At 64.3% G+C, this 13,186-nt stretch carries 11 protein-coding genes; 5 read left to right on the top strand and 6 right to left on the bottom strand.

The window, feature by feature from the left end:
* The first annotated feature begins 597 nt into the window (after positions 1-597).
* The 3 genes from ACQR07_RS10860 (at position 598) to ACQR07_RS10850 (ending at position 3,162) form a co-directional block, all read left to right on the top strand.
* Positions 598-1,791, top strand: a complete 1,194-nt coding sequence (locus ACQR07_RS10860) for a hypothetical protein (RefSeq protein ID WP_434902262.1) — start codon at positions 598-600, stop codon at positions 1,789-1,791.
* 98 nt (positions 1,792-1,889) lie between these two features.
* Positions 1,890-2,507 carry a papain-like cysteine protease family protein gene (locus tag ACQR07_RS10855; protein ID WP_434902261.1) on the top strand — a complete coding sequence of 206 codons (618 nt, stop codon included), beginning with the start codon at positions 1,890-1,892 and terminating at the stop codon, positions 2,505-2,507.
* Entirely contained in the window at positions 2,494-3,162 is a 669-nt protein-coding gene (locus tag ACQR07_RS10850; protein ID WP_434902260.1) for a hypothetical protein, read from the top strand. Before ACQR07_RS10855 ends, ACQR07_RS10850 begins: the two co-directional genes overlap by 14 nt.
* 328 nt (positions 3,163-3,490) lie before the next feature.
* On the opposite strand, the gene ACQR07_RS10845 is transcribed toward ACQR07_RS10850, so the two are convergent.
* Genes ACQR07_RS10845 through ACQR07_RS10825 form a run of 5 tightly spaced genes read right to left on the bottom strand, consistent with a single transcriptional unit; the run spans position 3,491 to position 10,378 of the window.
* The gene (locus ACQR07_RS10845) at positions 3,491-5,833 is read right to left on the bottom strand and encodes a TIM-barrel domain-containing protein (RefSeq protein ID WP_434902259.1); all 2,343 of its coding nucleotides are present in this window, start codon (positions 5,831-5,833) and stop codon (positions 3,491-3,493) included.
* A 4-nt stretch (positions 5,834-5,837) separates the two neighbouring features.
* Complete coding sequence (locus ACQR07_RS10840; protein ID WP_434902258.1) at positions 5,838-6,932, bottom strand: ABC transporter ATP-binding protein; 1,095 nt, start codon at positions 6,930-6,932, stop codon at positions 5,838-5,840.
* Positions 6,933-6,950: 18 nt separating this feature from the next.
* Complete coding sequence (locus ACQR07_RS10835) at positions 6,951-8,006, bottom strand: carbohydrate ABC transporter permease (protein ID WP_434902257.1); 1,056 nt, start codon at positions 8,004-8,006, stop codon at positions 6,951-6,953.
* Positions 8,007-8,012: 6 nt separating this feature from the next.
* Positions 8,013-9,053 (bottom strand): carbohydrate ABC transporter permease, encoded by a 1,041-nt coding sequence (locus ACQR07_RS10830; RefSeq protein ID WP_434902256.1) that lies wholly within the window; start codon positions 9,051-9,053, stop codon positions 8,013-8,015.
* 32 nt (positions 9,054-9,085) lie between these two features.
* A complete protein-coding gene (locus tag ACQR07_RS10825; protein ID WP_434902255.1) occupies positions 9,086-10,378 on the bottom strand; it encodes an ABC transporter substrate-binding protein in 1,293 nt (430 codons plus the stop codon).
* 231 nt (positions 10,379-10,609) lie between these two features.
* Here ACQR07_RS10825 and ACQR07_RS10820 point away from each other — a divergent pair, with 231 nt between their 5' ends.
* Together ACQR07_RS10820 and ACQR07_RS10815 are read left to right on the top strand one after the other, a co-directional pair.
* Entirely contained in the window at positions 10,610-11,593 is a 984-nt protein-coding gene (locus tag ACQR07_RS10820) for a LacI family DNA-binding transcriptional regulator (RefSeq protein WP_434902254.1), read from the top strand.
* A gap of 13 nt (positions 11,594-11,606) precedes the next feature.
* Complete coding sequence (locus tag ACQR07_RS10815; RefSeq protein WP_434902253.1) at positions 11,607-11,963, top strand: hypothetical protein; 357 nt, start codon at positions 11,607-11,609, stop codon at positions 11,961-11,963.
* 43 nt (positions 11,964-12,006) lie between these two features.
* On the opposite strand, the gene ACQR07_RS10810 is transcribed toward ACQR07_RS10815, so the two are convergent.
* Complete coding sequence (locus tag ACQR07_RS10810; protein WP_434902252.1) at positions 12,007-13,155, bottom strand: amidohydrolase/deacetylase family metallohydrolase; 1,149 nt, start codon at positions 13,153-13,155, stop codon at positions 12,007-12,009.
* Positions 13,156-13,186: the final 31 nt, after the last annotated feature.

Raw genomic sequence — 13,186 nt, 5'->3', positions numbered from 1 at the left:
GTCGCCCCGCGGCCACCGCTCCCCGCCGCAACGTCCCGTGACGATCGCGATACGCCCCTCTCAGTGCGGGCGGGATGGCCGAAAATGTGCAGGTGATTTGCCCGACGGTGCAAGGGGAATCAGCACGACGGGCAGTTTGTGCGGGGGCGGGATGCGTGGGGTTAGAAATGTCAGTAGAAAAGCGCACGTAATTCCCTGCTGCTCGAACGCGAGACACGGCCTCGAATTGCTAAAATCGTGTCTTCCTTATTTGTCAGTGTCAGCGTCGGATTGAACAAGTAGCGATCCTGATGGACAACGTCGACAAAGGCATCGTTCGTCGAATATGCGCCGGTGAACCAGAATAGCACCGTCTTGTAGGCTGGAGCAGGTAAAGCGATCGAATCCTATGGGTTCGGAGCAGTAAGCGCACATACTCCCTGTGGTTGCACGACCACAATCGCAGAAAAAATAGCTGCGCGATACGGTTTTTACTTGACGTGTTAAAACCACCCAGACACGCTGAGGGTGTATGGTGTTAGCTCGCGTCATCGCACTGGCCGGCGGCAGTTCGAAAATCATTCTGTCACTAAAATCCCTGATTCAGAAAAGTCTTACGTGCGCGACAATCGATATCGTTCGTTGTTAAGGGGCGGCATTATGCGTGGGATCGATTGGGCTGGCTGTATTTTGGCCGTGGGACTTGGAGGCTGTTCTCTTTATCCCATTCCTGATGATGTGAGCCCATACCGCACCGAGCACATCGTGCGCTACGGTCGTTGCGAGGTGAGGACGGCGCTGTTCGACTATATGATCGGCAACGGTATCGTCTCCGCGCACGATAACTCTGAGCAACTCGCGAGTCGGATCAAGAAAGCGAGAGACCTCGAGAAACAGCTTAAGAAAGCAAAAAAAAGCCCTTCGACAGAGGAGGAAAAAAACTTAATCAAGTTGGCAAGGTTGTCAAAAGTTGGGGTAGCTTATTCGTTCGACTTCAACATCACGGAAACAAACAAAGCGGGCGCAGAGGCGGGATTCAGACTTCCCGGATTGACGAGTGTTCTCGACGTTGGGGCCACGGGTACGCTTGACCTGACGCGCAATGGTTCGCGCGTATTTGGCACCGAGGACAGTTGGGATGACTTGATCGTCAATACTTCGCTTTGCAAGGACGTTACTGAGCCACGGTCAGTGAACATCAGCTATCCGGCGACCGGATCGATCGGAGTTGGCCGGGTTGTCGCAACATTCATCGACATTGACGACCAAGGCGGCGCCAAAGATAACTTCGTCGACACGCTGACGTTCACCACGCTGGCCGGCGGAGGCGCCACCGCCTCTCTCAAGCTCGATCCGGTACCGAACCAATTCCGGCCCGTGTCAGCGACGGCCGCGGTTGGCGCTTCGCGTCTGGACATTCACAAACTGACCGTTAGCCTTGCGTTTCCGCAAGACATACCCAAAGCGATCACGGGGGTGATACGTGAAGATGGAGATCTGAACGCACCAACCGACAGACCATTTGCCCGACCTCCAATTTGGCGAGCGCGCTACAATCTTTGCGTCCAGGATGCCCGCACCCGCGAAGCCACATTCAAAATGCTGCGTCTCACTGATCCCCTCGTCTATTGCATCAGTTACGCTGATTCATTTGCACCGGAGTATGGCCAGCCGGTTGCGGTAACGGTATATCGAAGGCGGCCTGCAGAACCTGCGGCACCAGGTGGATCAGCAGTCCTCCCCAGAACGGTGCCGGAGACAATCGTCCGGCAACCATTGCGCCGGAACGCGCCCCCTTCATTTGTTCAATGATCCGGAGACTCGAAGAGTGTTCACCATTCGAAACGTTAGCCCCAAACGCGGGAGTCGATTAGTCCTCAGCCTCGGATAACGATTATAGGAGGGCAAAGATGATAGTGCGTGCGTTGTGGGCCGTTGGCTTCGCTACGGTAGCTTCTGCCAAGGTACTCGCCCAAGCGGTACCTGCTGCAATGGGGACCTGCGATCCGCCGGTGACGACGGAGCTTCAGGTCACATTGCGTCCGCAAAAGACCGACATGTGGTGCTGGGCGGCGAGCGGCCAGATGGTAATGGAATATCTCGGAAGACCCGTCGAGCAGTGCGTTCAAGCGAACAATCGCCTTCACCGCAGCGACTGCTGCATGTCGCCGACCCCCAATGAATGCGTCATCGGTGGCTGGCCGGAATTTGACAAATACGGCTTTCATTTCAAGCGCACCAGCGGCACTCCCTTGCCATGGGATCAGGTACGCCGTCAGCTTGCCGCGAAGACCGGAGGCGGACCGTGCAGCTTTACGCCCTTCGCCTTCAGTTGGCGCTGGGTTGGGAATGGCGGTCATATGATGGTCGCAACCGGCTATACCACAACTCCCGACGGAAGGAACTACATACATATCAACGACCCCTGGGAGCCGAACATCGGAGCTACGCGGACAATTCTGTACGATGTCTACGACCAACTCTCAGGCGATCACACCCATTGGGATGACTTTTATGACGTTCGCTAGTAACGCCGCTTTGTCGGCCGCACTCGCTCTCAGCACCGTGGTGCCTGCAATGTCACAGGACACTAGACTGCAAACTTCAGCTCCCGCCGCAGCCACGTCCGCTGCGGCCAAGTCCCTCGACACCTTCCGCTCGATCTCGAACACGCCGATGCAGTTCAAGACACTTGGCCTCGATGCTCCCGGTGATGCTATGCAGACCTCGATCGGCGGCGCCGTCGTCGACTACATGATCGGGCTGGATCCACTGCGTGAGTGGGACGGCGGCGATCCCATAAAGCTGCTGCGCCCGACGGGGCAGTTTGTTTACTCCATCACTGTCGATGGGAAGACCAAATCGTCAGTCACCATTGCGGAGGTGAAAGGCGAATGGGTTGCCGCAGCGTTCGGGACGCCAAATGAGGCACGGGCTCGTAGCGACTTAAGAGACAACCTAATCGCCCAAGCACCCGGTGGTGCCAAGGAGTTCGCGCAGGTACGCGTGCCTGCTTTACGCACCACGTTCATGGCTTTTCAGGGAAGTGATGGCCTCGTCTTCACATCACTGACCTCCCGCCCGGAATTCGGCCTAGAGCCCGGGAAGCTAGAAACCGCGTCGACGGTATTGAGACGCTTGCAGCCATTCGCCCTGCGGATTGATCCGAATATGCCGAACTAATGCGTTTCCAAGATTATTCCGCCACTCGCCGCAAAGTGACGGGTTGAGCGGGACATGCCTCAACCGGCGCGCTAGACGTCTGTTCGATCCGGCCAGGCAACAATCACCATTTCCATCGTTTTCCATAAGGCGCAGGCGATCGAAGTGGCTTGATCACCTAAGAATATACAATAGCGATGCGGACGGGATCGGCGCGCTCAATCCTAAGGCTATTTGGCCAGACGTGCCCGCGTCCGGCAGAACGCCAAAGTGTAAGCCTCGAAAAGCCCCAGATCTCTGAGGCGTAACGCCCGATGCCGAGGTCTGAGTGCAGCCTACGGCAATACAACTAGAAGGTTGCCGGCCAAGCGCAACGCACCTCGTTGCCCCTCCCCACTACGCGCGGGTCGGCCATGCCGACACCGCGGGTGCGGAGCGGACCCGACAACTCACCTCCCCTGACATCAAGCACGAAACCGGCTTCGTTGCGCCGCAAGCGGAGCTCGATCAATTGGCCCTGGCGGCGCCAGTCCGCCGTGTCGCCGTCATCGACATACAGGCAGCCGGCGCTGCCCTGATCCGGCGCGCCGAACACCACCGCCGTCAGCCCTGCATCGTCCTCGATCGGAATGATCGCGCCGGCGCGGGCGAACAGGGGTAGGCGGCCGAGCGGGGCGGCGATGGTGATGCTGCGGCCGCCTTCGAACGGCGTGCCGTCGTGCCAGTCGTACCAGCCGCCGGGATGGTCGGGCAGATAGAGCTCGCGGGTGGTCGCGCCCTGCTCCAGCACGGGAGCAATGAGCAGATCCGGGCCGAGCATGAAGGCATCCTCGGTCCCGGCTGCAATCGGATCCGACGCGAAATCCCACAGCAGCGGGCGCACCGCCGGCATGTCCTCGACCGCCGCGCGCCACATCTGCGTGTAGAGATACGGGATCAGGCGGTGGCGCAGCTCGAGCACGGCGCGCACCTGCGGCAGCACGTCGGGATGCATCCAGGGCGTCGAGAAGATGCCGCTCTCCTTCCAGGAGTTCATCACCATGCGCGGCCACAGCGCGCAGAACTCGACGAACCGACAGAGCAGCTCCGGCCCCGGCGACGGTCCGTGGAAGCCGCCGACGTCGTGGCCGATGTTGTAGAGCCCCGACAGGCTCATGTTCAGGCCCTGGGTGAGATTGTAGCGCAAGGTTTTCCAGGCGGTCTCGTTGTCGCCGCTCCAGGTCTGGCCGTAGCGGGCGATGCCGGCACCGCCGGCGCGCGTGATCGTGTAGGGGCGCTTGCCCGGGTCCTGTGCGGCCTGGGTCTCGTAGGCGAGCTTGTGCATCAGCAGCGCCTGCGCCGGGCGGGCGAGCGCCTGCGGGAACGGCCGGCCGTCGCCGGCGCACACCGCGTCCTCGTCCCAGATCTCGTATTCGTTGTTGTCGCTCCACACCGCCGTGACGCCATAGGCGAGCAGCGCGTCGCGGATGCCGTCCGCCCACCACTGCCGTCCCCTGGGGTTGGTGAAGTCGACATGGAAGCCGAGGCCGTCCCAGAATTGCGCTGTTGCCGGCGCGCCGGTCTCGCCATCGGCAACCAAAATGCCGCGCGCGCGCGCCTCGTCGAGCCGCGGATGATCGTCGAGCAGGCACGGCTTGATGTTGGTGACCGGCACCATGCCCGCCGCCTTGAGCCGCGCCATCGTCGCCGCCGGATCGGGAAACTTGTCATAGTTCCAGTTGAAGACGTAGCGGCGCTTGCCGATCGAGGTGTAGCCCGAGCCGAAGTGGAAGCTGTCGCAGCGGATGCCGTGGCGCTTGCAATCGTCGATGAAGGCGGTGACGCGGGCATCGGCATCGGGCGCATCCGCGATCGTCATCGTCGTCATCGCGAAGCCAAGCGACCAGCGCGGCGCAAACGCCTGTCCGCCGGTCAGCCAGGAGAACCGCCTGGTGACGTCGGGCACGGTCGGGCCGGCCAGCACGTAGTAGTCGAGATCGCCATCCTCAGCGCGATAGAAGCGGAACAGGCCGTGATAATTGTCGATCGTGCAGCCAAGGTCGACCGCGCCGGGCGCGAGGTTGTCGTAAAACACACCATGGGCGCCGCGCGCGCCATCGACGATGACGAACGGCAGCATCTTGTACAGCGGATCCGACAGTTCGGCATCGAAGCCGCAGGGATCGACCGCGTCGATGGCGAAGCGCCGGCCGGTGCGGTCGAGCGGACCGGCCTTGTCGCCGAGGCCGTAATGGCGCTCGTCCTTGTGGCGCTCCATCGCATGCAGCAGGCTGCCTGACTTGCGCGACAGCAGATAGGCCTGGGTCGGACGATCGCGCAGGAACGGCCGGGACTCGCCGTGGCGATGCCAGGCGATGCCGAACGGATCGAGCTTCACCTCTGCGCGCAGCCCGGCCGTCGCGAGCGTGACGACGCCGCCCTGCTCCGACACGTCAGGAACCGGATTGGCAAAGCCCGAGACGTCGTCGCGCGGCCGTCCCGCGAACGGCGGCTCAATACGGTCGGGCGCGATCGCCCAGCCGCGATCGAGCCGGTAGCCCTCCGGCCGGCGCAGGGTGACGCGGCCGATGTCGCGTTCGAGAATCGCGACGCGCAGCGTCGCGAGAACAGGCGCATTTGCTGAGGTTGCGAGGTCGAACAGCGCGGCGCCGTCGTGGACGCCGCGGAAGCGGCCGTGGGTGAGGGCTTTCATGAGATCAGGCTCCGGGTCGATCCGGGCCGGCGAGGGCCGCGCCGGTCGCGTCGAACAGATGCAGGTGGTCGGGGGTGAAGCTGATCGCGATGACATCGCCGCGGCGCAGACGCGACTGGCCGTGCTGGCGCAGCGTGATCTCCGGCAGGCCGGGCGCCGTCGCCGAGACGAAGCTCTCGCCGCCGAGCTGCTCGACGAGATCGACGCTCACGCCCAGCATGCCGGCGTCCGGCGCAATCTCGACATGCTCGGGACGGATGCCGAGCGTCACGCTCTGGCCTTCAGCGAGGCCGGACGCCGGCCTGGGCAACGCGATCTCGCGGTCGCCGATGCCGAGGCGGAGCGTGCCGTCGTCGGCGGCGACCATTGCGGGCAGCAGGTTCATTCGCGGCGAGCCGATGAAGCCGGCGACGAAGACATTCGACGGATGATTGTAGAGCTCGAGCGGCGTGCCAACCTGCGCGATGCGGCCGGCATTGAGCACCACGATGCGATCGGCGAGCGTCATCGCCTCGACCTGGTCATGGGTGACATAGATCATCGTGCCGCCGATCTCGGCGTGCAGGGCCGCGAGCTCCTTGCGCGTGGCGACGCGCAGCTCGGCATCGAGATTCGACAGCGGCTCATCGAACAGGAAAATCTTCGGATCGCGCACGATCGCCCGGCCGATGGCGACGCGCTGGCGCTGGCCGCCCGACAATGCCTTGGGCTTGCGGTCGAGATAGTCGGTCAGCCGCAGCATGGTGGCGGCGCGGGCGACGCGCGACTCGATCTCGGCCGGCCTCAGTCCCATGTTCTCGAGCGCAAACGCCATGTTCCGGCGCACGCTCATGTGCGGGTACAGCGCATAGGACTGGAACACCATCGCAAGCCCGCGCTCGGATGCCGGCAGATGGGTGACGCGCGCGCCGTCGATATGGATCTCGCCGCTGGTCACCGTCTCCAGGCCGGCGATCACGCGCAGCAAGGTCGACTTGCCGCAGCCGGAGGGGCCGACGAAGACGACGAACTCGCCATCGCGGACGGCGAGATCGATGCCGTGCAGCACGTCGATCGGACCGAACGATTTGCGCGCACCGGTGAGTTTCAGATCAGCCATGGCTCATCATCCGATCGCTCATTTCATTCCGGTCGAGCCGATGCCCGTGGTGATGAAGCGCTGCAGGAACACGAACACCAGCGCGACCGGCGCGAGCGTCACCACCGTCATCGCCAGCAGATAGTGCCACTGCGTCTGTAGCTCGCCCTGGAAGGCATTGAGCGCGATCTGCAAGGTGTAGACCTCGGTCTTGGTCAGGACCGCGAGCGGCCACAGGAACTCGTTCCAGCGCCACATGATCGAGAAGATCGCCAGCACCGCCAGCGCCGGCAGGGTCAGCGGCATGACGATGCGCCAGTAGATCTGCCACTCCGACGCCTTGTCCATGCGCGCGGCCTCGATCAGATCCTTCGGCAGGGTCAGCATGTATTGCCGCAGCAGGAACACGCCGGTCGGCGTCGCAGCGCCCGGCAGGATCACCGCCCATAGCGAGTTGGCGAGACCGAGCTCGGTCACGACCAGATAGACCGGCACCAGGACGATGGTGATCGGGATCATCAGCGTGCCGATCACCGCGAGCGTCGCGACCTGCTTGCCCGGGAAGGCGTAGATGGCGAGCGCATAGGCCGCCATCGAATTGATCAGCAGCGTGATCAAGGTGGCGACTACGGTCACGAACACCGAGTTGAACAGGAAGCGCAGGAAGGCGAAGCGCTGCAGCGGCTCGGTGTAGTTCTCGGTCGCGAAGGCAACGCGGCGCACCGGCTCGCGCTTGTCGATCGCGACGCGGAACTGCTGCGAGGGATCGGCGGGATCGACCATCTGGGCGATCAGCCCGACGCGACGCAGCTGCGCGAGCTCGCGCACGGAGCCGTCGGGCATCGTGGTGCGAAACAGCGGCAGCGGCTGCGGCTGGCCGGCGACTTTGACCTCGACCTGGGCGGACGGCAGCAGCGACGGCGGAAACTCCAGCAATGCGGCCGGCGTCTTGAACGACGACAGCACCAGCCACAGCACCGGGCCGAACATCAGGACGACGCCGAGCGCGAGATAGGCGTAGGCGGCGATGTCGGTCCAATGCAACTGCCGTCCGGGACCGTTGCGGCGCTGACCGAGCAGGCTGGCAAGGCGCATGGCGGCTCACACCTCTTTGCGCCGCGCGGCGGCGAATTGCAGCAGCGTCAGGATGAACAGCACGATGCCGAGCACGACGGAGGCGGCAGCGGCGAGGCCGAAATTCTGCACCTGGCTGGCGAAGCCGGTCTCGTAGATGTACTGCACGATCATCAGCGTCGCGGTGCCGGGGCCGCCGCCGGTCAGCACGAACACCTCGTCGAAGGTCTGCGCGCCCTTGATCAGCGCGAGCACGATGACGACGATCATGTTCGGCCACAGCAAGGGCAGCGTGACGTGCGTCAGCACGCGCCAGCGCGGCGTCGCGTCCATCTCCGCCGCCTCGTAGAGATCGGCCGGGATCGCCTGCAAGCCGGCAAGCAGGATGAGCGTGTAGAAGCCCATATGCGCCCACACCGATACGAACACCGCCCAGAACATCGCCCAGCCGGGGTCGACGAAGAACAGGATCTTCTGGCCGCCGAGCGTGGTGATCGCGGCATTGAGCAGCCCGTCGCGCTGCAGGATCCACTTCCAGATCAGGGCGACGACCACCGGCGACAGCAGGACAGGGAAGAAGTAGACCGCGCGGAAGAAGCCGCGGGCGCGGATCTTCATGTTCAGCACCAGCGCCGTGAGGAGCGACAGCAGCACCATCGCCGTCACCTGGAACAGCACAAACTTCACCGTGTTGGCGACGCCGCGCCAGAAATGATCCTCGCGGCAGCTACTCGCATCGAGATAGGAGCCGCAATCGAACAGATAGGCGAACTGCTCGGCGCCGACATAGGGCCGCTGCGACGGAAACAGCGCCACGCCGCCGGTCACCGAGAACACCAGGTTGATGCCGATCGGCAGGAATACGAACAGGCCGAACAACACGAAGTTGGGCAGCAGGAACACATAGGCCATGCGGCGCGCGCCGATCAGCCGCTGCAGCGCGCGCATCGGCGGATCGAACAGCTGCAGCGCAAGCTCCACGGGCAGCAGCGCGACGCGCCTGAGCCCGGCAGCGGCGCCTGCCGCGAGGCCAGGCCGCGGGCGCGCGGCGGACGGCGCGTCCGGCATCGCGGTGCCCTCCTGCCGTGAGCCCGCCGCGCTCACTTCTTGTTGCGCTCGGCGATCTGCTGGGTGACGTCGGCCGTGATGCGCTTATAGGCGTCCTCGAGCGTGGTCTCGCCGGAGATGGCCTGCCCGAGCCGGCTGATGACGGCGTTGAAGATGATGCGGCTGTTGGTGTAGCCCTGGGTGCGGTAGGCCAGCGGCGAGATCTGCGCGGCGCTGGCGGTGAACACCTTCAGCGCGGCGGCGGCTTCGGGGCTCGCGGTCGGATAGTCGACGCCCTTCTTCGCGAGGCCGAGATGGCCGGGCACGAACAGCGTCCGCGAATAGAACTCCGCCAGCACCGGCTCGCTCGCGAGATAGTCCATCAGCCGCGCAACCTCCTTCGGATGCTGCGTCGACTTGAAGGCGATCAGGCCGGCGCCGCCCGGCATGCTGCTGCAGCCGCCGGGACCGCAAGGGTTCGGCACCGCCACCCAGTCGAACGCATTGCCGACGGTCTTGGCGAACTGCGCGATCTGCCACGAGCCGGACAGATACATCACGACCTGCGCGTTCTTGAACTCGTCATTGGCACCGCGATAGGCCGTGCCCGACACCGAGCCCCACAGCTCCTTCGACATCACGCCGGACTTGTGCCAGTCGTAAATGAGTTGCGCCGCGCGCTTGAAGCCGTCGTCGACCACGTCGGGCTCGCCACTGGCGGTGAACACCTGCGCGCCCTGCGACATCGCCAGCGCGTAGAATCTGTGGCCGGAGCGGTCGAGCGCGAGCGGGAATGGCGCCTGCACCTTGGCCGCGACCTCCTTCAGCGCCTTCGCCCAATCCTCCCACGTCGCCTTGTCGCCGGGCATCGGGATGCCGGCCTGCTCGAACAGCGTCTTGTTGACGAACGGGCCGGTGACGGTGAGCTGGGTCATGAAGCCGGGGATGGCCTGGGTGTCGCCGGCCGGACGCATCCAGGCGAGGAACGGGCCGAAATTCGCGTCCCAATAGCCGGGATCCTTGAGCAGTGGCCGCATGTCGAGCGCGTAGCGCGACAGCCCGCCCATGTCGACGACCCGCGCCATGTCGGGGCCCTGGCCGGAAGCGAGCTGCACCGGCAGGTTCTCGTTGATCGCCTTGTACGGCACCTGGTCGAGGACGACCTCGATGTCCTTGTTCTGGTCGTGGAAGCGCTTGAGCAGGTCCGCCATGACCTCGCCCTCGTTGCCGTCCGAGTACCACGCCATGCGCAGCGTGACGGTCTCTGCTACGGCGGGGCCGCTCAACGCGGTCGCGGACAGCACCGACAGCACAAGCGACGCGACGATCGGCTTCAGGGCACGCATGATCGTTTCTCCCCTTCTTCTCAGCACCGGTCCCGAACATTGCGGCACGCCGTGGCGGTTCCGTTGCGAAGCCAGACACGCAGGGCTGGCGTTTCCTCAAGCGAATGCCTCCGGCCCCAGCCGGATGCTTTTTTGCATTTTGGCAAACGTTTGCCAAAGCGTCAACCCTGGTCTAATCTGGTTTCCGCCGGCGGCTTCCGATGCCCCGCCACGCAGGCCCGATGGAGCACGATGACCGACGACGTCTCACTTGCCACCGTCGCGACCAAGGCCGGCGTTTCGGTCTCGACCGTGTCGCGGATCGTCAATGGGCAGACGCATCGCGCCTCAGTGGCAACGGTGGCGCGGGTGCGCGAGGCGATCGCGGCGGTCGGCTATCGGCCGAACCCTGTCGGGCGCGCGCTCAAGCGCGGCCAGAGCCAGCTGGTGGCGATGATCGCAGCCAATCTCGACAACCCGGCGATGGCGACGATCGCGAGCTCCACCGAAGCGGCGCTGCGTCAGGCCGGCTACGTCATGGTGCTGTGCGACACCCATGACCAGCCGGAGCTGCAGGACGAATATCTCGCGGCGATGCGGGCGCAGCTGGTCAGCGGCTATGTGCTGGTCGCGGCGGTGCCCAGCCCCGGTCTCGACGAGCTCTCGACATCAGGCGCGCCGGCCGTGTTCGTGAACCGCAGGAATCCGCATGGCGCCGGCCCGTTCGTCGGCATCGACGACCGGGCGGCCGGCGCCGCGGTCGCCGATCATTTCGTCGGTCTCGGCCGGCAGCGGCCGGGCGTGGTGTTTCCGCGGCTAGGCTCGTCGGCAACGCGCGATCGCGTCGCCGGCTTCCTGGCGCGGCTGCAGGCGCGCGGCGTCGCCGAGGCGGCGATCATCCGCGAAGGCGGCGACGGCCGGTCGCATCTCGAGATCGGATACGATGCCGCCGCACGCGTGTTCGCACGCAGCGAGAGGCCGGATGCCCTGCTCTGCGTCAGCGACCAGATCGCCTATGGCGTGAACCGCAGCGCGCGCGAGCGCGGCCTGAGCATTCCCGCCGACTGCGACCTCGTCAGCATCGACGGCACGCCACTCAACCGATGGGTCGCGCCGTGGCTGCGATCGATCGAAATTCCCTACGCTGTGTACGGCGCCGAGATCGTCGCCGGCCTGCAACTGCTTTGGCAGGGTGAGGCGTTCGGCGAACGCCTGCTTCCCTACCGGTTCGACTGAAGCGCAGGGCCACATGATCCAACAATGGTTGACGAACTATGGGCCGGTCCTCCCGATAGGATTCGTGTTCGGAGCGTTGTTCTCGCTGGTCAGAGAATTCTTTCGCCGGCTCGCCTTCAGCGCAATGCTGTTTCTGATCACCTACAAGGCGATCGTGAACGCCACCGCCCATGCCGGATTTCAGTGGGACCATCAACTCGCCGCCAGTGGCTTGTTGGGAGTCCTCCTCGGCTGCCTCGTACGACCTGCCGTCGCCGGAATCGCGAGCAGAGCGACGCCAGCTGCGACTTCGAGCCGAGAGCACCGGGAAGACGGCGGCGCTGCCGCTGCAGCCGACGGGTCGTCAAACAATCAAAGGACGGAAAACTGAGCCTCCGTCGTCTACGCGCCAAACATGGCGAGCCGGGCCGACGCTAGCGGCTGCCGCTCGGATGCCACCACTGTCCGTTCAATGTCATGCCGGCGATTGCAATCTGCTTCGTTCCCGTCATGCGCTCGCCGGTCGAATCGACATAGGTGAAGTTGCCCTCGTTGACGGTGAAGACCGTCGCATCTCCGGCAGAACCCGGCCGCAGGGTTCCAAGCTCAGGCCGGCGAATGGCGGCCGCTGCATTTGCGGTCGTGGCACGAATGACATCGGTCAAAGGCGTGCCGAGACTCAGGAATTTCGACAATGTCGTCGCCTGGTCGAACACCGGCCCTTCAAGGTTGAGAATGTGAACGTCGGACGAGATCGTATCCGGCATGAAGCCGCCGGCCAGCATGGCGCGGGCGACCTTGAAGGAGAACGAGCCCATGCCGTGGCCAACATCGAACAGGACGCCGCGTTGCCGGGCCTCGATGACCGCCGGCTTGATGGCGCCCTGCCCCGTGACCGGCGTATTGGGAAACGGACGAAAGCAATGCGTGAGAACGTCGCCTGGCCGGAGCCGCGCGAGAACGTCTTCGTAGCTCGGCGGCGGCTCGTCGATATGAGCCATCAACGGCAGACCCAGCTCTTCAGCGACCTGAAGTGCGATGTCGAGCGGCGCTGCGCCGGACGCCCCGCTTGCATTGCGGCCAACCCGGACCTTGATGCCGACGATGACGTCACGATGCGCGTTGGCAACGGCCACGGCGTCCGCCGGGCTCATCAGCCGCATGTCGCTGCTTTCGCCGACCATGATGGTCTTCGAGAACGCGTAAATTCCGGCGAACGAGACGTGAAGATAGGCAAGGATGCGCGGCTCGCTCCGCTCGATGACATGCTTGAGAAAGCCGCGGAAGTTGCCGGGTCCGGCGCTTCCGGCGTCGACAACGGTGGTCACGCCGCTCTGACGCGCAAAATCGGTCGCATCGACGCCGAGCGACGTACCGCCCCAATAGACGTGGGTGTGAAGGTCGATGAATCCCGGCGCCACGATGAGACCGCTGACGTCGCGGACATCGGCGCTATCTGCGGCAGAAATGCCCGCGCCGACGGCGGCGACGCGACCGCCGGAAAATGCCACATCCGCGATCTGATCGAGTCCTTGCGCGGGATCGATGACGCGGCCTCCTTTGAGCACCAGGTCATAGGTCATGTCGTTGTCGTCCTTTCTGGTTGCTCGCGGT

Source organism: Bradyrhizobium sp. HKCCYLS20291 (assembly GCF_051167715.1).
Taxonomy (GTDB): Bacteria; Pseudomonadota; Alphaproteobacteria; order Rhizobiales; family Xanthobacteraceae; genus Bradyrhizobium.
Note: the sequence above shows the minus strand (reverse complement) of the source record. Positions and strands in the feature narration are given on the sequence as shown.